This is a genomic window from Protofrankia sp. Cas8 (assembly GCF_963555845.1).
In the GTDB taxonomy this organism is placed as follows: Bacteria; Actinomycetota; Actinomycetes; order Frankiales; family Frankiaceae; genus Protofrankia.
In genome coordinates this window covers 43239-64314 of the sequence record NZ_CAUVXI010000002.1, presented here as the reverse complement: position 1 = coordinate 64314, position 21076 = coordinate 43239, and the positions used below count along the sequence as shown (strand labels likewise).

Below are 21076 nucleotides of genomic sequence, written 5' to 3'. Positions count from 1 at the left end.
GCCGTGGGAAAGGCTGGCCGGACGGCACGGAGCGGTAATCAGGCAGACGGTCAGTCAAACCGACGGCCGGACGGCGCCCGCCCGGTCAGCTGTACTGCTGCACCCTGTCCGACCCCGACACCATGTCACTGTTCGAGTCTTCACCGACGATGACAAGCTTGTAACCCTTGTCCTGCTCCTGGCGCCACTGACCGCCGACCAGAGGTGTCTTCGAGACATTCTTGGGGATGTTCACCAAGCTGCCGAAGGCAATCGGCCCTACGATCGTGTTCATGTGCAGCTTCCCGATGGCGGCCGCAAGCCCCGCCCGATCACCGAGGGAGCCGGCCTGAACGAGCGCCTCGGTGGCGACCTCGTAGAGCCCGTGGACGAAGCCAAGGGTCTGCAGCCACGGTTTGCCGGTCTTCGCGGTGAAGTCGTCCGCGAGTACCTGGGGGGTCGCTCCCGTCAACGAGCTGCGGAAACGGTGAGCGGGCGACCACCAGACCTCGGTGCCGAGGTTGTTCGCATTCGTTCCGAGATCCAGGACTGACGCCGGGAACAGCAACGCCTTCGCCACCGTAATAATCTTCGGTTTGAAGTCCTGCTTCGCGGCCTCGCGCCAGAACAAGGCAAAGTCCGACGCCGGCATCACGCCGGTGAGGATCTCCACTCCCTTGGTCTTGAACTGGGCCACGATGGCGGAGAAATCCGTTGTACCGGCCGGTATGGGGGGTTGGGCGACCAGCGAGTAACCACGCGCGGAAATAGCTTGCGGAAAGGCTCCCGCGAACGCCCTGCCGTCAGGGTCGTCCGGCCACAGTGCGCCGACCTTCTTACTGGTTCCGACCTGCGCCCACATCCCCAGGTACACCTTGATCACATCCTCCAGGCCCCAGAAGAAGTGATAGGTCCACTTGAACGGCTTTGCCGGGTCACCACCGCGCCCGAAGAACCACGACTGCCACGGAGCCGCCGTGGAGATGCACGGTACCTCGTTCGCTTCGCACTGGTCCGCAACCGGGTTGACGGTGTCCAGCGTCGACCCGACCAGGACGACGTCCACGCCGTCGATGAAAATCAAGTCACTGGCCGCCTGAGCCGCCCTGGTCTCGTCAGACTGGCTGTCCCGGAAAAAGATGTCGACCGGGTAGGTCCGAGTACCGATGGTCAATCCACGCCGGTAGAAGGTGCGCATCGAATCGGTGACATACCTGTCTGCGACACCGAACGCGGCCAGCGCCCCGGTTTGCGGGCTTACATAGCCGATGCGGACGGACCTCTGCGCAGTCGATGCGCCGCCGCCGCCGCATGCGGCCAGCGGTAGTGCGGCAGCCGTCATTCCAGCCAGACCCAGCAACTTCCGGCGGTCGAGCGAACCACCGCCCCAACCATCCGGCCGGGCCGCGGCCACCCGACGCGGGCGGGTCGTGGCGTAGCCGCCAGAGTCCGAAAGGCTGCCAGGTCGTACCGGGTCAGCGCCGGTCACACGGTCAGATCCGAGCATGGGACCTGATCCTGCCGCACCCGGGTTGAAACCTGGGCACTGGGTCCCGGTCAACCCACCCACGGGAGATCCAAAGGGGTGTTTTTGTTCCATACATCGTGCATTGTCACCTGATGGTCCGTTGCACGGCCCGGCCAGGTAAGAGCGCCCCCTTGACAGGCTCTAGTTGATCGCGCACCACCGGTTCGTCCCGTCCTCGAATGTGAGGGCACCCACGTCCTTGCCTGCGTCGCCCTGTCGCACGCGATCGAAAAACAGGGCCTTGACGTCCTTGAGCGGACCGCCGGTGAACTGAACGTCGGCAAAGATCTGGGTGTCGGTACTCAGGCTGTTGCGGGTGATCGTGTAGGTACCCTCCTGGGCGTTCCAGATGTACACCCCTCGCCCCATCGGAACCACAAGCTTGTCGGCGACCGCGGTCAGCGGCTTGAGGTCCGCGCTGTCCGCCTGGTAGCAGCGGTAGGCGCCGTCGATCAGCGCCTGGCCCGCGGCGGCATCCGGATTACTCGTCGTCGGCGTCAGCGACCCCCCAGGCCGCGAGGTGGCCGTCCCCGACGTCGGCGCCGTATCTGTGTGACCATTCCCGCCGATCAACATGACGTAGGCGCCGATCGCGATGAGTGACACCACGACCGCGACGATCAGCGGGCCCACCCAGCCGTGTCGATAGCGCGCGAAGAACCCCGACGGATAGTCGCCGTGGTCGTTCTCCTCGTCACCGTCGGCCTCGAAATCCGCATCAAGATCATAGTCGACGTCGTCAATCTGATCAGCATCGAAGCCGGTCCGACCGGTCGCGCCGGGCCGGTGGTTAAGACGGCTGGCGCCGCGCTTCGTGCCGACCGCCGCCCGACCGCTCGACGCCCGGCGGCCCTCCTTCGCCCCCGTTCGTGCCATGCCTGAGGTCGCGCCGGTCGACGACGCCCGTCCGGGGGATACTCGAGGTGGCGCCGCGCCGCCACGATCCACCTTCTTGCGGACCGTGGTGGATGGTTTCCAACCCCCGTCGTCCTCGTCACTTTCCGGCGCTGGCTCCACCCTTAGGGCCTCGGTCATCGCCGCCTCCGCCGACGGTCGGGACGAAAGCGCGGCCGGTGGCGCAACGTGGGACAGCAGGTCGTCGTCCCATGCGGAAACACCGGGCGAAGGGTGCGGCGCGCTGGCGAAGCCCGCCTCGCCCGGAGCCCGCCCGGAAGGACCGTCACGGTCCAGCTCAGGTGTTCCAATCGCGTGGGACGCTGACGAGGGCAGAGCCCGCGGCGGCGCGGTCAACGGCGGAGCGGTCAACGGCGGCGCGGTCAACGGCGGAGCGGTCGCGGCAGGCGTGGGCGCCGGGCCCAGCGCTGTCCGCGACGGCGTAAGCGGATCAACGCCCGGTGCGGCAGGACTCCAGTGAGCCGGCGGGAGGATCGCGGCACGTCCGCCGGCATCCCGCCGTCCGCCGGCGGCCGGCGAGGGCCCGCCCGGCGGGGCGTAGACGCGCTCGTCCGGGCCGGTACGACGGGGAACCTGCCGGGCGGGCGGATAGCCGGAGTATCCTACTACCCGGCTTTCGACCTGATTCGCACCGCCGGTGTCGGCGGCCGGACCCACCCCCGCGGGGGCATCGCGGCCATCGGAACCACCGCGGGTGGATCCCGGGTAGCCCGAAGCATGGCGGCTGGCAAGCCCATAACCGTTCGTGCCCTGCGAAGGGCTCTGACTGTTCGACGCGCCATAATCGGTCGAGCCGCTATAGCCGTTCGACGCGCTATGGCCGTTCGAGCCGCCGTAGCCGTTCGAGCCGCCGTAGCCGTTCACCTGATGATCACCGGCGGAACCGTTCACGCCACCAACGGCCCCGCCTGTCGGCGGACCTCCGGAGCCGCCAGCCCCGTACCCACCGGATCCACGCCCCGCAGGAAAGCCAGCGGGGCCCCCGAACCCTCGGGGCGTCTGCGACCCGGTCGTCGGGTCGCCGGCCAGCCGATCGGCGAGCATGCCGGTGGTGCTTTCCGGCGACCGGTGTGCCGGTGGACTGAACGCGCCCTGACCACCGACGGGGAAGGGCGTCGGCCGGCTGTCGGCCGGCAGCCGGTTACGACCGGCATCGGCGACGCCATCGGAACGGCCGGGCCCGAAGCCGCGGGGGGTTCCAGGCTGACGCTGACCTGTATCGGGCTCCCAGCCAGCGCTCGGACCCGCAGGCGAGGACTGCGAGGAAGGATCGTCGCCGCGCTCGGATCGCCCGTTGTCAACGTTACCCACCGACAGGTCCCAGCGCCCATTCCGGTGCCCGCTGGGCGCGCCTCGCCCGGGATCGACCGGGGTCCGCGAGCCACCCGTCCACGGAATGTGATTATCTGGAGTCGGCGAGTCCTCAACGGCTGGGTACGTGGCGAACGCTGGTCGATCATGGGTGGAGGAGACATCGAACGGGTCGACCGGTGCCAGAGCCTGGGCCGGTCGCATGAACGAATCCGAGTCGGACCGCCCGCCGTGCTCCCGGGCCGATTGTCGGTCCGTCGGACCGGTGAGCTCCCAGGCTGACGCCCCGTCAGGCTGCTGGTAGGACCGGTCGTCAGCCTCGCCGACCCGCTCCACCGCGAAAAAATCGTCCGTACGCCGCGCTGGGGCCTCAGTTCGCTCGGGTGGCCCGGTCACGGACCCACCCGTATCGCCGGGATCACCGGCCGTCGTCCGCGGACGCCACGTCTTGGCAACACCGTCCCAAACCCACGCGCCATCGTCGCTCAACCAGCGCCCGAAGTCGTCGGTGGGCATGTCCTGCCCCCCAGGTTAAGGGCGTATTTGCCCATGAAACGCGAAAAAACGGATGGACTCAGCATACACCAGCCTTCATCATCCGGCACTCGCACACTGGTCTGCGATCTCACGAACGACCCTGGTCGAGTCGGCGGAATTAACATTGTTGTTGAAGGCGAGATACCGATCCTCCGGGTAGGTGGCTTCCAGCTTCTCCAACGTGCACGTGCAGTATGTCCGCAGTCCCCCGCTGACCTGGACGCACTCATCCAGATAGGCCACACGCACCGGCTCGGAGTACCGCCGGGGCGATCCCACCGAGGGGCTCGCTGTAACCTTGACAGGTACCCTGATCGCGGTGTTCGTGCCATCCCGCCCAAAAACGAGCCACCCACCCAGCCCGAGCAGAAGCGCCAGAACCGCCGCTCCAGTGAGGAGTGCGGGACGCGGCAGCGATGTCACACCCGGCGGTAACCTGCCGGCGTTCCCGTCGGCCTCGCCGCTCGGCGGGTTGAACCGGGTTGGTCGGGCCCGCGCCGAGGAACGTCGCCGACGCCCCTGAGTACGCGCGCCGGCAGGCGGGATGCGGCTTCGGGCGCCGACATCCCCAACACCGTCAGCAGCGGGGTGTTCGTCGCGATCGCGTTCTGCAGGCTCCCATCCGGGGGCCGCCGCCGCATGATCATCCAGGCCGAACCGGACCGGACTCCATGCCATCTCCTGGCCGCTCGGTTGCTGGCCGCCCGGTTGCTGGCCGCCCGGTTGCTGGCCGCCCGGTTGCTGGCCGCCCGGTTGCTGGCCGCTCGGTTGCTGGCCGCTCGGTTGCTGGCCGCTCGGTTGCTGGCCGCTCGGTTGCTGGCCGCTCGGTTGCTGGCCGCCCGGTTGCTGCCCGCCTGGCCCCAGGTCGGTGGGGATGTCAGCCCCGGCGCGAGCATCGGAGTTGCTCAGGATGTCAACGCCGCCCGTGCCCCCTGCAAGCCATGCGCCGGCAACCGGGTCCGGCGTCCGGGCGATATCCCAGGATCCCGTGTCGCTGTCGGACACGCCGGCGACGCTCAGATCGGTGCCGATCTGCCCGTCTCCGCCGAGCGGTGCCCAGCCGCCGGCATCGGCCTGGCCCCCCGCCGCGACGTCGGCGCCCGGCCATGAGCCGGCATCCCACCGACCGACTTGGACGGGCTGCGGCCAGGCCGTGCCCGCCATGGGAAGGTCGTCGGCCACCGACGAAGCCGCCGGGTCCCGAGACGTCGCCGGATCGTGATGGAGGGAAACCACGGAAAAGCCGCCGGTGGACTCGACCGCGATGCCGTCTGTGGCAGGGCTGGCAGCATCGACGGCAGCCGTGAATCCTGCCGATCCGGTGGGATGCGGCGCCGACGGCTGCCACGTCTGGGCGGCCTCATCCCAGACGTAGGCGCCGTCATCGCTGACCCAGCGACCGTGCTCGTCGATGCGCATGTGTCATCCTTCGGACCGAAACAGACGCCTTCAGGGTGCCATGCCGCCAGATTGCGGGGTCACCCCGGCATCCGAACCGGACCCGCAATGCCACTCCAACGGTCCGACACGGGACGATCCGGCCGCTGGGGAGCTGGGACGCTGACGCCGACTGAACACCGATTGCACCCGGAAGCTAGCAGAGCGTCGAGGCGACCAACACCTCTGCCTTCTGCAGCTCCTTCACCGTCGCGTACCCGGTGGTCGCCATGGCTGTCCGCAGCGCACCGGCCAGATTCAGCGTGCCGGGGTTCACCGCAGCCGGACCCAACAGGATCTCGCGAAGCGTTCCGATGACCGGCACACGCTCCCAGACGCCACGTGGCAACCGTGAGTGAAGGACATCCATGGACCAGTAACCGCCGCAACCGGGCGCCTCGGCCGCGGCGGCCAGTGGCGTGTCAAGCATCACGGCGTCAGCACCGCAGGCGATGGCCTTGGCCATGTCGCCGCCCGTCCGCATCCCACCGTGGGCGATCACATGGACGTAACGACCACCGGACTCGTCAAGGTAGCGCATCCGTGCTCCGGCCGCGTCGGCGATCGCCGTTGCCATCGGGACCCCGACACCGAGCACCGCACGGGTCGTGTCCGCGCCACCTGGCCCGACACCTACGATCACGCCGGCGGCACCGGTCCGCATCAGATGCAGGGCCGTCGAGAAGGACGCGCATCCTCCCACCAGAACCGGCACGTCAAGTTCGCCGATGAACCGCTTGAGGTTCAACGGCTCGCCCGCCCGCGACTGGTGCTCGGCAGACACTGCCGGCGCGTGGATGACGAGAAGGTCAATGCCGGCCTCGAGGAGGAACGGGTACAGTGCCGCGACCCGTTGGGGACGCAGCGCGGCAGCGGTGACGACGCCCGATTCGCGGATCTCGGCCAGCCGCTTGACGACCAGCTCCGGCCGGATCGGCGCCGCATAGAGTTCGCGCAGCCGCCGGGTCGCCGCATCAGCGTCGAGCGCGGAAAGCTCCGCCAGAAGCGAATCGGGCTCCTCGTGCCTGCTCCACACACCCTCGACGTGGACAACGCCGAGACCGCCAAGACCGCCAACGGTCACCGCGCTCGCGGGCGAGGTCACCGCGTCCGCCGGAGCGGTGACGACCGGCAGGTCGAAGCGATAGGCGTCGATCTCCCATGCCAGCGAGACGTCCGCGGGGTCACGGGTCCGCCGCGACGGCACGATACCCAGGGCGTCGAGTCCAAAGGCCACCCGCCCGCTCTTACCGATACCGATCTCGACCTCAGCCACTGTGTCCTCTCACCGGGAACCTGCCGCCGGAAGCCTGCCACCGCAGACGGGGCCATCGGACGCCGGGTGGCCGCACATGCTGATCACCGCGCGTTGTAGTTCGGTGCCTCGACAGTCATCTGAATGTCATGCGGGTGGCTCTCCTTGAGTCCGGCCGAGGTGATACGCACCAGCCGGGCATCCCGCTGAAGGGCGTCGATCGTGGCGGCACCGGTGTATCCCATAGCCGCGCGTAGCCCTCCGACCAGCTGGTGGGCCACCGCGGCCAACGGCCCCCGGTAGGGGACCTGTCCCTCGACGCCCTGCGGAACAAGCTTGTCATCGGAGAGAACGTCGTCCTGGAAGTAGCGGTCCTTCGAATAGGACCGGGTCGTGCCCCGGCTGCGCATCGCACCCAGGGACCCCATCCCGCGATAGGCCTTGTACTGCTTACCGTTGATGAAGATCAGCTCACCCGGGCTCTCGTCAACCCCGGCCAGAAGACTACCGAGCATCACCGTGTCCGCGCCGACGGCGATCGCCTTGGCGATGTCGCCGGAGTACTGCATCCCGCCGTCACCGATCACCGGGACGGCAGCCTCGCGCACGGCCTGCGCGCACTCATAGATCGCGGTGACCTGCGGGACCCCGACCCCGGCCACCACCCGGGTCGTGCAGATCGAGCCCGGCCCCACCCCCACCTTGATGGCGTCGGCGCCGGCGTCCACCAACGCACGTGCGCCGTCCGCGGTCGCGACATTTCCGGCGACCACATCTAGTGGGCTGCCGTCCAATCTGGTCGGCAGATCGCTCTTGATGCGCCGCACCATGTCCAGCACGGCCCGGGAGTGGCCATGCGCGGTGTCCACCACCAGGAAGTCGACCGCGGCCGCGACAAGCTCCTGCGCACGCTTGTACGCGTCCTCGCCCACCCCGATGGCGGCACCGACGACGAGGCGTCCATCCGAATCCTTGGTTGCCTGCGGATACTGCTCACGCTTGGTGAAATCCTTGACCGTGATCAGTCCGCGCAGACGCCCCTGACCGTCCACCAGGGGCAGTTTCTCAATCTTGTGCCGGCGCAACAGCACCAGCGCGTCGTCCACCGACGCCCCGACCGGCGCCGTGACCAGCGGCATCGGAGTCATCACGGCACGCACCAGCCGGGAATAGTCCCGTTCAAAACGAATATCGCGATTCGTGACGATGCCCACCAACTGACCATCCGATTCGGTCACCGGAACCCCGGAAATGCGGTAGCGGGCCATGAGCTCGTTGGCATCCTCGATGGTGGCATCCGGGCCGCAGGTGATAGGTGTTGTGATCATCCCCGATTCGGACCGCTTGACCATGTCGACCTGCTGCGCCTGGTCGTCGATGGAAAGGTTGCGATGCAGGACGCCGACGCCACCCTGCCGCGCCATCGCGATCGCCATCCGTGCCTCGGTGACGGTGTCCATCGCCGAGGACAACAACGGAACGGCCAACCGGATGTGCCGCGACAACCGGGTGGACGTGTCGGCATCCGCCGGCATGATGTCCGATTCCGCCGGCAACAGCAGCACGTCGTCGAAGGTCAGCCCCAGCATGGCCAGCTTCGCCGACTGCATCGGCCCCGGCTCGGACCCGGCCGGGGAGAGAATGGGACTGTTCATGGCATCTTCCGTTCACACCTCGGCACGGGCTCCAAACTCACATCCTAGGACCCATCACGGCCGCCGGGCGTGCGACAAAAAACCATGATCGCACACCCTTTGGCCAGCAGGACCCATCACGGCCGCCGGGCGTGCGACAAAAAACCATGACCATCTGAACGGCAAAATCCGTTGAAACAACCGATCCGGTGCCGGATATGTCGCGCTGCGCAACAATCCAGCACCACGGGTCACGAGGCGTGCGCAGGCAAGTCTTCCGAACAGGTCGAAAGGCGCGATCCGAACACCGGCCGACGTCTGGAGTCGCCCATCGGTGCCACTAGCAGGCCGTGTCCGGCGTAGCGTGGTCGGCGTGAGCGACGAGCCTCTCGACCCCTTCGCGGGCGACCCCGAGGATCCGACAGCGGAGCTCGCGCACCTCGACCCGATTGAGGACACCGAGCTGCTGGAGCCCCTATCGCCGCACGAGCGTGAGGAGATACTCGCCGAACTCGGAGACCTCGACGTCTTCCGGACCTTGCTGGAGCCCCGCGGCTACCGCGGCCTCGTCGTTGACTGCGAGGGATGCGCGGAACCCCATTTCTTCGATTGGGATCTGCTCATGGGTAACCTTCGCCACCTTCTTGACGAAGGCCGCACCAGGGTCCACGAGCCCGCGTACGCCCCGGACCCGTCGTCCTATGTCAGCTGGGACTACGCACGCGGCTATGCCGACGGCGTCTACGAGACAAGCGAGGCGTCGGAAGCGGGCTGATCCGGCGAGCGGCGTCGCTCTAACGCTCGAGCGGACTCCCGGTGAGCAGGTCGAGGGCTTCGGGCAGGGATCCCGCGTGACGGACTCGCGCCGGAAGGGTCGCTCGGCGCCAGCCCGAGCCGCCGACGATGATCAATGTCGACGGCCGGGTTACCGGTAAACCGCTCAACGCCTGCGCATCCGCGGACGTCCGACGCTGCGACCACAGGAAGACCGCTACCGGCCCGGTACGGGCGACCGCAGTCCGCAACGCGGCCACCGGCACCGCCGCACCAAGGATGCGGGCGGTGGCACCCCGCTCGGCCAGACCTGCAGCCAGCGCGCTCAGCGCGAGGCTGTGCTGTTCGGCCGGGGTACACGCAAGCAGCACCGGTCGGGTGTAGGTGTCGAGCGCGCGATCCGCGACCCGGCGGAACACCGCCGCGACACAGTCGCTGAGCAGATGTTCAACGTCCACGGCGTCGCCGCGCTGTTCCCAGCGCCTACCCACGGCGACCAGCACCGGGCAGACGAGCTCCTGCCAGGCTGCGACGACGCCGTCCGTTTCCACGGCGTGGGCCATGATGCGGGTGACCGCCGACGAGTCGAGGGCCATGGCCGCGCGGGCGAGTCCCCGGGCAGCGATACCGGCATCCGCCAGCGGCAGCACCCGGCCGCCTGAACCCCGTGAACCGGCAGGGTCGGCAACCGCCGGCTCATCGGGACCGCCACGATCGTCATCCACCGGGATCGCGGCCCCGAGGCGCTCCCCGGTGGTAGCCGGCAGGTCCGCGTCCCCGCGGTCAGATCCGCCCTCGAAGGGTTCGGGTCCGACACCGTGCGTATGATCATCAGTGATCGCTCGAACCGGGGCCAGCCAACGCGGTTCCGGTAGGTCGTCGACCAGTGTGGTTCTGGCGATCCGGGCCGCTTCGGCGGGCGCGATCCCATCCCGTGTGAGTCGACACATGAACTCCAGCCGGGCCAGGTCGTGTGGGCCGTACCTGCGGCGGGTACCGGACACATGGTCGGCCGGACCGAGCCCGTACCGACGGTTCCATGTTCGAAGGGTCGCGGGCGCGACGCCCAGCCGCCGGGCAACCGCCGCGACTGTGTACCGCGGGTTGCGCTCCGCCGGCTCCGGGGAGGGGGTCACAGCGCTCATGGTGGCTCTCGGCGACCGTACCCACAACTTGGCGACTAACCGGCTCCGACCGACCACGCGCCGAGTGATTCTCAGTGTTGAACAACATATGGCGCGGCACTACGGTGTAGCTGCGGCGCCTGCCGCCCATGGTTGAGAGGGGGGCTCAGACCGATGACCGATGTCCGACGACTTCCAGGCCCCGGTGCCGAGAAGTGGGAATGGCAACTTCACGGTGCGTGCCGTGGAGAGAGCACGGAGCTCTTCTTCCACCCGGAAGGTGAGCGAGGCCCGGCCCGCGCGGCTCGCGAGGCCGCCGCAAAGGCCGTCTGCGCAAGGTGTCCCGTGATCCAGGCATGCGCCGAGCATGCGCTGCACGCCCGCGAGCCTTACGGGGTTTGGGGTGGGCTGAGCGAGTCCGAACGAGAAGGCATCCTGACCGGCCGAACGCGTCGCGGCGCGGCTCGGCACAGCCCGTCACGCCCCGGTCTGGCTCCGGCCTGCTGAACCGGCCTGCTGAACCGGCCTGCTGAACCGGCCAAAGGCGATGCGATCGTGGTTCTGTCGCATCGCCGGCGGCCGCAGTCCCCAGGGCGCTAGAGGGCCAAAGGCGATGCGATCGTGGTTCTGTCGCATCGCCGGCGGCCGCAGTCCCCAGGGCGCTAGAGGGCCGAAGGGCGCGCGACGATCGTCAGATCGCGCGCCCGCGGTGGCGACATCCACGGACATGTCCATCCCACCGGATGGGTCACCCGCGACGTGTGACCGCAACGCTCGGTGAGATCGACCTCGGCGGGATCGGCGAGATCGACGACCTCAGCGAGATCGACAGGGAACCTGCAAAGGCCCGGCAGGACGTTGGCGGTCCTGCCGGGCCGAGAGGGCCGAAGGCGGCGCGATCATGATTTTTCGCGCCGCCGGAGGCCGAAATCCCCGGTGTGCTGAGGGAATCCACCACGCGGTGCCGCGGGTCGGTGCGACCGACATCCGCGGGAGTACGCCTGTCAGGATCCCGGCGAGCCGGATCCCGTCAACTCAGAGCGCCTCAGAGCGCCGCGGCCCCGCTCCTTGATCTACACCCCTGTTGCCGGTCGCCCTTAGAAACCCGGGCCGTGCGAGTGGCCGTGGTTGTGACCATGGCCGGCGGCGGCCGCGGCCTTCGACGGCTTCTCCGCGACGAGGCTTTCGGTCGTGAGCAACAGTGCAGCGATGGACGCGGCGTTGGCGACCGCCGAGCGGGTCACCTTCACCGGGTCGACCACGCCGTCGGCGATCAGGTTGCTGTACACGCCCCGGGCCACGTTGAAGCCACTGCCGACGGGCTGCTCCTTCACCTTCGCGACGATCACGGCGCCTTCCAGGCCGGCGTTGTTCGCGATCCAGGTCAACGGAGCGCTGAGCGCGTCACGAACGATCTGTACACCGGCCAGTTCGTCGCCTGTGCGCCCGAGGCCCCCGTCGAGGGCCGCGCCGGCGTGTACCAGTGCCGACCCACCGCCCGCCACGATGCCTTCCTCCACCGCTGCGCGGGTGGCGGACACGGCATCCTCCAGACGGTGCTTCTTCTCCTTGAGCTCGACCTCGGTGGGCGCACCGACTCTGACCACGGCGACGCCACCGGCGAGCTTGGCGACCCGCTCCTGCAGCTTCTCGCGGTCCCAGTCCGAGTCGCTGGCCTCGATCTCGCCCCGAAGCTGGCGTACTCGGTCGGCAATAGTCGTCTCGTCTCCGGCACCGTCGATGATGGTCGTGGTGTCCTTGTCGACCACAACTCGACGCGCCCGCCCAAGCTCAGTCAGCCCGACCGAGTCAAGCTTGAGACCGACCTCGGCAGCGACGACCTGTCCCCCGGTGAGGACGGCGATATCCTGCAGCATCGCCTTGCGGCGGTCGCCGAAGCCCGGCGCCTTGACCGCCACGACCTGGAAGGTCCTGCGGATCGCGTTGACGACGAGAGTCGACAGCGCCTCCCCCTCGACATCCTCGGCAATGATCAGAAGCGGCTTCCGCGCCTCCATGACCTTCTCCAGGAGCGGAAGGACGTCGCCCAGCGCACTGATCTTGCCCGGGTGCAGGAGCACGTACGCGTCTTCGAGGACGGTCTCCATGCGCTCGGAGTCCGTGACGAAGTACGGAGAAATGTAACCCTTGTCGAACTGCATCCCCTCGGTGAGCTCGAGCTCCAGTCCGAGGGTCTGACTCTCCTCGACGGTGATCACACCGTCCTTGCCGATCCGGTCCATCGCCTCGGCGATGAGCTCGCCGACCTTCGCGTCCTGGGCGGAGATTGCCGCGACGTGCGCGATGACCTCCTTCGAGTCCACCTCCAGCGCCTGCTCCAGCAGGGCGTTGGAAACGGCCACGACCGCGGCCTCGATACCCGCCTTGAGCGCCACCGGCGGCGTCCCGGCCGCGACCTGTCGCAGCCCGCTGCGCACCATGGCCTGGGCGAGCACGGTCGCGGTCGTGGTGCCGTCGCCGGCGACGTCGTTGGTCTTGGTGGCGACTTCCTTGGCGAGTTGGGCGCCGAGGTTCTCGTTGGGGTTGTCGAGCTCCACCTCGCGCGCGATCGTCACCCCGTCGTTGGTGATCGTCGGTGCGCCGTAGGACTTGTCGATGACGACGTTGCGGCCACGCGGGCCGATCGTCACCTTCACAGCGTCCGCGAGGGCGTTCACGCCATGCTCAAGCGCATGGCGAGCGTCCTCACTGAATGTCAGAATCTTGGGCATACGTGGTCCTCCCGAACCGGCTCAGGGCGTGTCTGCCCCTGGGCGTGCCGCCAGGAAATCGCTCGATGGACCCCGGGAGCAGGAACCCACGCGACCGCGGAGCATTCCGGTGGGGGTGATGCGAGCGAAGATTCGGAAAGCACGCCCTAACGGCGATCGGGCGTGCTCCACCGATCCGGACGAATGCCATCCAGAACGGCGAAACACGCCCTTGGATCCTGCCGGAGACAGGCCTACTTCTCGATGATCGCCAGCACGTCGCGGGCGGAGAGAACCAGGTACTCCTCACCGGCGTACTTCACCTCGGTGCCGCCGTACTTGCTGTACAGAACGACATCACCAACCGTAACGTCGAGCGGAACCCGCTTGCCATCCTCGAACCGGCCGGGCCCGACCGCGAGGACGGTGCCCTCCTGCGGCTTCTCCTTGGCCGTATCCGGGATCACGATGCCTGACGCGGTGGTCTGCTCAGCGTCTGACGGCTGGACGACAATACGATCTTCGAGCGGCTTGATTGCAACCTTGGTGGCGGTCGTCACGATCGACCTCCCCCTTCCTGCGCTGGATGAGAGAGCGACCCTGGCGGCCTGCCGTCGCGGGGGAACAGGCGCCTGCTGTCGCTGGCACTCTCGTGTGCCGAGTGCCAACTTAGCACCCACCTCGCCCACGTCAACCGACACGGTCGGAACTGTCAAGCGAGTCCGCAGCCGTGGTCGCCGGTCAGCCCGCCGAACCCGGCCACGACCGGGAGTTGCCGGCCACCGCCGGGCCGGGCTCGACCCGGTCCGCCGGCGCGACGGGCACCGACCGGGACCCGATCCGGCGGCGGCCGGAGGACAACGGGTCCGGACTACCCGGGCGGCCCACCATGGCCCGCGGCCACGCTAGTGCGCCCGGCTGATGACATCGGGATGCTCCCGAAACCAGGAAACCGTGGTATCGAGACCGGTCCGCAGATCGACGACAGGTTCCCAGCCCAGGACGTCACGGGCCAACGAAATGTCGGGCTGCCGGATCGTCGGATCATCCTCCGGCCGCGGAATGAACGAGATCTCCGATTCACTTTTGGCAACCTCACGGACGAGTTCGGCAAGCTCGAGGATCGACAACTCGTAGGGGTTGCCGATGTTCATCGGACCGGGATGACCGGAAAACATCATCCGTACGATTCCCTCGACCAGATCGTCGACATAGATGATCGACCGGGTCTGACTGCCGTCGCCCGCCACCGTTATCGGTTCACCGCGCAGGGCCTGGGTCGCAAAGGCGGGGATCGCCCGACCGTCGTTGGGACGCATCCGCGGCCCGTGGGTGTTGAAGATCCGGACGATTCCGGTGTCGACCGCGTGGCTTCGCCGGTAGGCCATGGTCAGCGCCTCGCCGAACCTCTTGGCCTCGTCATAGACGCCGCGCGGCCCTACCGGGTTGACATGGCCCCAGTAGTTCTCGGGCTGTGGATGGACCTGCGGGTCCCCATAGACCTCCGAGGTCGACGCCAGTATGAAACGCGCGCCTTTTTCCTTCGCCAGGCCAAGGGCGTGCAGCGTACCGATCGAGCCGACCTTCAAGGTGTGGATCGGTAGATGCAGATAGTCGATCGGGCTCGCCGGCGACGCGAAGTGCAACACGTAATCGACCGGACCAGGAACATGAACGTAATCCGTTACATTGCAGCGGACCAGCCGGAATCCCTCGCGGTCCGCAAGATGAGCGACGTTCGCCGGCGTCCCCGTGACGAAGTTGTCCAGGCAGATGACCTCATGGCCCTCGTCCAACAGCCGCTCGCACAGGTGCGACCCCAGAAAACCGGCACCTCCAGTGACAACGCTTCTTTCCATCAGGCCCCCTCCTGGTTATTGGTATTCCGTCCGCGTGACGATACGCGCATGAAGTCCCACCCCCGTGCGGACCGAGCGAGAAGGCTCGGCGGGACACCATCGAGGACGGACGCGGCGGCGCCGGTCGATGGTTTACCGCCCACCGACGGTTCGCTCCCCTGCGGATGGAGGAGAACGACGACAACGTCTCCGCTGTCACCGACGCCACGGTAGATCTCCGCCGATGTGCCCGCCAGAGCCTGATCCAACCAGGCCAGGAGCCCATCCAGGCATCCCTCGGCCGCGTGCGCCTCCCACATGCGCGTCACATCAACCACAACCCCATCTTCGACCTTCCCGGGCGCTCTAAGCCCCGACAAAGCTAGAACGGCCAAAGGGCGTGCGATCATGCTTCTACGCACGCCCGGCGGCCCCGACAAGGCTAGAACGGAAGGATCGAGGTGGCGGAAATGTCCAGCGGGGACGGCGTGACCCCGGCCGCGGCCTGAAGGGAGCCCAGCGCGGCGACCATCGCACCGTTGTCGGTGCACAGTCCGGGCAGCGGCACCCGCAGGGTGATACCGGCGGCCTCGCACCGCGCCGCCGCGAGCGACCGCAGCCTGCTGTTCGCCGCCACGCCGCCGCCGATCACCAGGGTGTCCACCCCGTGCAATCTGCAGGCCGCGACCGACTTGGCCGTCAACACATCCACAACGGCCTCCTGGAACGACGCGGCGACGTCGGCGACGGGCACCGGCTCGCCCACGCGGTTGCGCGCCTCCACCCAGCGGGCCACCGCGGTCTTCAGTCCGCTGAAGGAGAAGTCGAAGGTACCGTCGCCCGCCTTCGCGCGCGGGAACGCAATCGTGGGGCTCCCGTCCCGGGCCGCCCGATCTATCGGCGGTCCACCCGGAAACGGCATCCCGAGCAGCCGGGCAACCTTGTCATACGCCTCGCCCGCTGCATCGTCGACCGTGGCCCCGAGCTGGATCACCGCGCCGGTGGCGAGGTCCGGTACCAGCAGCAGGGACGAATGCCCACCGGAGACCAGCAACGCCATTGACGGACTGGGCAACGCTCCATGCTCAAGGGTGTCCACCGCGACATGCGCAGCCAGGTGATGGACACCGTAGAGCGGGACGCCGAGCGCGAACGCATACGCCTTGGCCGCGGCCACACCGACCAGCAGCGCCCCGGCAAGGCCCGGACCAGCGGTGACCGCGATCGCGTCGACGTCGCAGTGGCGCAGCCCCGCTTGGGACAGTGCCCGCTCGACGGTCGGAACCATCGCCTCCAGGTGTGCCCGGGCTGCGATCTCCGGGATGACCCCGCCGTAGCGCGCGTGCTCGTCCACGGACGACGCGAGGGTGTCGGCGAGCAGAACGCCACCGCGGACCAAACCCACGCCGGTCTCGTCGCATGAGGTCTCAATACCCAGTACCAGCGGCGCGTCACCCCGCACCGGGGCCGTGGGACCGGCGCGAGCCCCGCTCACCGGGACACCGTCGACTCCACCGCGTCCAGTAGCTCACCGTAGTCGTTGGTGTCGATACGACGAGCAGACATCACGTAGGCGTCGGCTCCGGACGGCTGGTAATAGCCCTTGCGCACACCGAGATTGACAAAACCCAGCCGCTGGTAGAGAGCCTGGGCCGTGCTGTTGTCGGTGCGCACCTCCAGGTCGCAACGGTGGGCGCCGCGTATCCGGGCGTGGCGCAACAGCGCGACGAGTAACCGGGTACCCACCCCGCCGCCGCGGGCATCCGTGCTGACGCCGACGGTCTGCACGTAGGACTCATCGTCATGGACCGCAAGCCCCCCGTAACCCACTATCCGCCCGCCGCGAACGGCGGCCAGATAGTGGCGCGTCTCGCCCTGGGCGAGTTCCGACCAGAACAGTTCGGCGCTCCAGGCATCCTCGGCGAAGATCTCCTGCTCCAGCTCGGCGACATCGTCAAGATGCCACCAGCGCAGGCGCACGAGGGTCACCTCGTCCCGCCGCCCAGGTGTCGGCGCATCCCCGGTCGCCGGGTCTGTCCTGATCGTCATCTTGCCGATCACCGGGCCACAGCCTTCGGCGGACGCGGTTGCGCCGCGTCCGGCCGGCGCAGGTACAGCGGGACGAGCGGCGCGGGTGGTCGGTTGGCCAGGACCGCCGCGCCGGCCAGGCGGGCGAGGGTGACCGGGGACGGATAGCCCGGGTCCGCCGGCTCTGCGAGGTCGGCGAGGTCGGCGAAATCCGCGAAGACGTCCGGATACAGGTGCAGGCCGGGGCCGACCGCCCGGTGGACCGACATCCGCCGCAGTTCGTCGACGACCACCTGTGGCCGGCCCACGGACGGCCCGTCCACCCGCTCGCCGTTTTGGTACACCGCCCAGTACACCTCCCGGCGCCGCGCGTCGGTCGCCACGGCCACTCTGCCCGAGGTGTCAGCACCGACACCGTCCAGCGAACACACGCCATAAGCAGGCAAGCCGAGGGCATCGGCGAAGGCCTCGGCTGTCATCACGCCGACCCGCAGGCTGGTGAACGGCCCTGGGCCGATGCCAACCACCACGGCGTCGAGGTCACCCGGGCGTGCCGACGCTTCGTCAAGAACCTCCCGGATCAACGGCACCAGCAGTTCCGCGTGCTTTCGCGGATCGACGACCCGCCGCTGCGCCCGTCCCGTCATGCCCTCAACCGCCATGCCCTCTACCGCCATGACCCCGGCCGCCGGGACCTCAGCCGCCGGGACCCCAGCCGCGGTGGCCACGCTCGCCGATCCGGCGGCGGGCTGACCCCGGTGGACGTCCACCAGGGCGACCGAGCAGGCGGGTGTCGCCGTGTCAACAGCGAGAAGCAGCACGTTTGACAGCCTAGGGCCTGCCCGGTGGATCTTCGATCAGATCGCATGATCGGGTGGTTCGGGCCGGTGGAACCCCGGCGGTGGCCGGACCGCACCCTCGTCCTCCGCCCACAACGACCGCAGGCGGGTCGACCATCCGCGGTCGCTACCGACCATCCGGATGACACGGACGCCGCTGTCATCACAATCGTCGACATCGCCGAAACCGGGCAGCGGCGCGGCCTCGGGCGGCCGCTCGATCTCGACCCGCAGATACCCGCTGGCCAGGCCCTCCACCAGCCCCGAGCCCCACTCGACAACCGTCACAGACTCCTCGATCTCAGCATCGAGATCGATGTCCTCGACTTCAGCGACTGCGCCCAGACGGTAGGCGTCCACGTGCACCAGGGGTACCCGCCCGTCATCGTGTACCCGGGCGATCACGAAGGTCGGCGAGGTCACCGCCCCGGTGACACCCAGTCCGGCGGCGATGCCCTGGACCAGAACAGTCTTGCCGGCACCGAGTGGGCCGGCGAGTATCACGAGATCCCCGGCGCGCAACAGCCCGGCCAGCCGGCGACCGACAGCGCGCATGGTTCCAGCCGTCGGGACCTCGACCATCCAGGCCGGTCCGTCGGTCCAGACGGTGGGCCCGGCAGACCCGGCAGACCCGGACGAGCCGTTCACGAGGCCGACGCGGAGAGGTCATCAGGGCCGTGCGATCGCTGCGGGCTCAACAAACCCCGCGGCCGGGCGGTCGCCCGATTCACCAGCGTGCGCAGCGCCTCGTTGACCTCGTCAGGGCGCTCGAGCGGGACGGCGTGTCCGGCCCCGGCCACGACCACCAGGTCGGCTTCAGGCAGGGCGTCGGTCAGTGTCCGACTGTGCTCCAACGGGGTCATGACATCGGCGTCACCGACGAGAATCAGCGTCGGCGTGGTCACCAGCGCCGCCACTGCGGCGAGCTTGTCATGACTGATCAGCGCAGGCAAGAACGCGGCCATCACGTGCAGCGGCGTTGCGGCCACCATCTGCTCCAGGAACGACACGACAGGCGAACCGACAGCGGTGGAGCCGAAGCCGATCCGACGGGTCGCGGCCCACGCAATCTGACTGCCGTGGCGGCGGCCCCGTTCCAGCAGCGTCGGGGCATGGCGCAGGCCGACGGCAAGACCGGGCAGCGTGACGCGCAGGACCTTCGCCGCAGCCGCCGGCAGGCCGAAGGTCACCGTGGCCAGACTGCCGGCACTGGTCGACAGGAGGCCGACCCCGACGATGCGGTCGCCGAACAGTTCCGCGTGCGCATCAGCCAACGCAAGGACCGTCATCCCGCCCATCGAGTGTCCGACAAGGACCACCGGTCCAGTCGGCACCACGTCGGTCAGCACTCGATACAAATCGTCACCGAGCTGCTCAATCGTGCATGCCGCGACGTCGGAGGCGCCGGATGAGCCGTGGGCACGCTGATCGTAGAACACCAACCGCCCACATTCGGCAAGATCACGGCGTTGGAACGTCCAGCAGTCAAGGCTGACACAGAAGCCGTGGATGAAGACGAGGGTGAGCGCGGCGCCGGGATCTCCGACGATCTCGACGTGCAACGGTACGCCATCCGACGCGATCACCGTGGTCGGACGCCCCCCGACCAGCGGGACCGGACCGCCATCGGACGGCCTGGGCGCCAAGGCGTCCGACAGATCGGCGGGCAGGTCTGCCGGCAGATCGGCCGCCAAGGCATCCGGCAGCTCAGCCGGCAAATCCGCCAGCACGCCCGCCCGGTCCGAGCGGCGCTGGAACCGCCGCCGCGCCGCGGCGCCGACAACGACAGCGGTGGCGAGGCCGGCAAGACCGGCGACGCCAGCCGGCCACGCCCCCCGCGAGCCGCCGCCAGTCTCGCCGGTACGGGCAAGCAGCCCGCCGACGTCCGGCATCTTCACAGTCACCACCAGGCGTCGATGATCATAATCTGGCGTCACGGTCACGGCAGGCCGCGTTCCGGCCCGGCTGGGCCGGCTGGGCCGGACACGTTGAGGTGCACCCTCGGTACCCGGACACCGATCCTCGTGACAATCTCGTAGTTGATGGTCCCGAGGGCATCCGCCCAGTCGGCGGCGGTGGGTTCGCCGTGCTCCCCCGGCCCGAACAGGATGACCTGATCGCCCGCCTGAACGGGATCGTCGCCGACGTCCAGGACGAACTGGTCCATGCACACGGTGCCGGCGATGCGCCTGCGACGGCCGGCCAACAGCACCTCGGCCGTGTTGCCCGCCGACCGCGGGACGCCGTCGGCGTACCCGAGTGGCACCAACGCGAGCGTCGTCTCGTCCAGGGTGGTGTATCGGTGGCCATAGGACACCCCGCCGCCGGCCGGCACCCGCTTGGCCAACGCCAGCCGAGCGGTGAGTGTCATGGCCGGGCGCAGGCCGAGGGCTGCGGGAGGACCGAGGGCAGGTCCGGGCGACAGGCCGTACACCGAGATTCCGGGGCGGACCAGGTCGAAGTGTGCGTCCGGGCTGATCAGGGTCGCGGCCGAGTTGGCCAGGTGGCGCACGCGCGGACGTAGACCGGCCTTCTCCGCGATGGCCACCGCGTCCCGGAAGTACCCGATCTGCGCGCGGACGGTCGGATGGCCGGGCGAGTCCGCGAACGCGAAGTGGCTCCACACACCGACCACGTCGATCAGGCCGTCGGCGGCACGCGCCGCCGACGCGGCACACAGGGACGGCCAGCCCGCCTCGGTCGCCCCCGCCCGGTTCAGGCCGGTGTCGGCTTTGAGATGGACCCGTGCGGTGCGGCCGGTCAACCGCGCGGCCGCGGCGATCTCCGCCAGCGACCAGGGCGCCGACACCGACAGGTCGACGTCGGCGGCAATCGCCTCGGTGAGCGGCTCCCCGGGCGTGCTGAGCCAGGCGAACACCGGTACCGTGAACCCGGCGGCGCGCAGCGCGAGCGCCTCGGATATGAACGCGACCCCGAGCCAGCTCGCACCGGCCTCCAGCGCGGCACGCGCGCAGGGCAGCATCCCGTGACCATAGCCGTCGGCCTTGACCACCGCCATGGTCGCGGCGTTGCCGGCACGGGTGACCAATGTCGCCACGGACTCGCGGACCGCGTCAAGATCGACAACCGCGCACGCGGGTAGGTTGCCGCTCTGCCGTGTCATCCGAAGCCTTCCTGACCTGCCCACACAGCCTCACCGGCCAAA

18 protein-coding genes are annotated in these 21076 nt (G+C 68.7%); 2 read left to right on the top strand and 16 right to left on the bottom strand.

Going from position 1 to position 21076, the window contains the following annotated elements:
* Positions 1-85: 85 nt before the first annotated feature.
* The 5 genes from U9977_RS00890 to guaB all read right to left on the bottom strand — a co-directional run bounded on the left by U9977_RS00890 (position 86) and on the right by guaB (position 8617).
* Positions 86-1486 (bottom strand): ABC transporter substrate-binding protein, encoded by a 1401-nt coding sequence (locus U9977_RS00890; RefSeq protein ID WP_322747202.1) that lies wholly within the window; start codon positions 1484-1486, stop codon positions 86-88.
* Positions 1487-1648: 162 nt separating this feature from the next.
* Entirely contained in the window at positions 1649-3313 is a 1665-nt protein-coding gene (locus U9977_RS00885; RefSeq protein WP_322747201.1) for a hypothetical protein, read from the bottom strand.
* Between the two features lie 1014 nt (positions 3314-4327).
* Complete coding sequence (locus U9977_RS00880) at positions 4328-5689, bottom strand: hypothetical protein (protein ID WP_322747200.1); 1362 nt, start codon at positions 5687-5689, stop codon at positions 4328-4330.
* 175 nt (positions 5690-5864) lie between these two features.
* Positions 5865-6983: a GuaB3 family IMP dehydrogenase-related protein gene (locus tag U9977_RS00875; RefSeq protein WP_322747199.1), complete on the bottom strand. Its 1119-nt coding sequence runs from the start codon at positions 6981-6983 to the stop codon at positions 5865-5867.
* Positions 6984-7066: 83 nt separating this feature from the next.
* Positions 7067-8617, bottom strand: a complete 1551-nt coding sequence (guaB, locus tag U9977_RS00870; protein WP_322747198.1) for an IMP dehydrogenase — start codon at positions 8615-8617, stop codon at positions 7067-7069.
* Between the two features lie 343 nt (positions 8618-8960).
* On the opposite strand from guaB, the gene U9977_RS00865 reads away from it, so the two are divergent.
* Entirely contained in the window at positions 8961-9371 is a 411-nt protein-coding gene (locus tag U9977_RS00865; protein ID WP_322747239.1) for a DUF5319 domain-containing protein, read from the top strand.
* 19 nt (positions 9372-9390) lie between these two features.
* Here U9977_RS00865 and U9977_RS00860 read toward each other — a convergent pair whose 3' ends face one another.
* Positions 9391-10515, bottom strand: a complete 1125-nt coding sequence (locus U9977_RS00860) for a MerR family transcriptional regulator (RefSeq protein ID WP_322747197.1) — start codon at positions 10513-10515, stop codon at positions 9391-9393.
* 153 nt (positions 10516-10668) lie between these two features.
* Between U9977_RS00860 and U9977_RS00855 the strand changes: the two genes are divergently transcribed.
* Entirely contained in the window at positions 10669-11001 is a 333-nt protein-coding gene (locus U9977_RS00855) for a WhiB family transcriptional regulator (protein ID WP_322747196.1), read from the top strand.
* A 590-nt stretch (positions 11002-11591) separates the two neighbouring features.
* On the opposite strand, the gene groL is transcribed toward U9977_RS00855, so the two are convergent.
* From groL to alr, 10 genes are all read right to left on the bottom strand, one after another.
* Positions 11592-13226 carry a chaperonin GroEL gene (gene groL / locus U9977_RS00850; protein WP_322747195.1) on the bottom strand — a complete coding sequence of 545 codons (1635 nt, stop codon included), beginning with the start codon at positions 13224-13226 and terminating at the stop codon, positions 11592-11594.
* A 233-nt stretch (positions 13227-13459) separates the two neighbouring features.
* Positions 13460-13768, bottom strand: a complete 309-nt coding sequence (groES, locus tag U9977_RS00845; protein ID WP_322747238.1) for a co-chaperone GroES — start codon at positions 13766-13768, stop codon at positions 13460-13462.
* 342 nt (positions 13769-14110) lie between these two features.
* Entirely contained in the window at positions 14111-15064 is a 954-nt protein-coding gene (locus tag U9977_RS00840; protein WP_322747194.1) for a UDP-glucuronic acid decarboxylase family protein, read from the bottom strand.
* Entirely contained in the window at positions 15064-15381 is a 318-nt protein-coding gene (locus U9977_RS00835; protein ID WP_322747193.1) for a hypothetical protein, read from the bottom strand. The genes U9977_RS00840 and U9977_RS00835 overlap by 1 nt, the downstream gene beginning before the upstream one ends.
* A 104-nt stretch (positions 15382-15485) precedes the next feature.
* Positions 15486-16538 (bottom strand): tRNA (adenosine(37)-N6)-threonylcarbamoyltransferase complex transferase subunit TsaD, encoded by a 1053-nt coding sequence (gene tsaD, locus U9977_RS00830; protein ID WP_322747192.1) that lies wholly within the window; start codon positions 16536-16538, stop codon positions 15486-15488.
* Entirely contained in the window at positions 16535-17092 is a 558-nt protein-coding gene (gene rimI, locus U9977_RS00825) for a ribosomal protein S18-alanine N-acetyltransferase (RefSeq protein WP_322747191.1), read from the bottom strand. Before rimI ends, tsaD begins: the two co-directional genes overlap by 4 nt.
* An 8-nt stretch (positions 17093-17100) precedes the next feature.
* A complete protein-coding gene (tsaB, locus tag U9977_RS00820; protein WP_322747190.1) occupies positions 17101-17892 on the bottom strand; it encodes a tRNA (adenosine(37)-N6)-threonylcarbamoyltransferase complex dimerization subunit type 1 TsaB in 792 nt (263 codons plus the stop codon).
* A gap of 36 nt (positions 17893-17928) precedes the next feature.
* On the bottom strand, positions 17929-18492 hold the full coding sequence (tsaE, locus tag U9977_RS00815) for a tRNA (adenosine(37)-N6)-threonylcarbamoyltransferase complex ATPase subunit type 1 TsaE (RefSeq protein ID WP_322747189.1): 564 nt from the start codon (positions 18490-18492) through the stop codon (positions 17929-17931).
* A 62-nt stretch (positions 18493-18554) separates the two neighbouring features.
* Positions 18555-19817, bottom strand: a complete 1263-nt coding sequence (locus U9977_RS00810) for an alpha/beta hydrolase (protein ID WP_322747188.1) — start codon at positions 19815-19817, stop codon at positions 18555-18557.
* A 32-nt stretch (positions 19818-19849) separates the two neighbouring features.
* Entirely contained in the window at positions 19850-21034 is a 1185-nt protein-coding gene (gene alr, locus U9977_RS00805; RefSeq protein ID WP_322747187.1) for an alanine racemase, read from the bottom strand.
* Between the last annotated feature and the right edge of the window lie 42 nt (positions 21035-21076).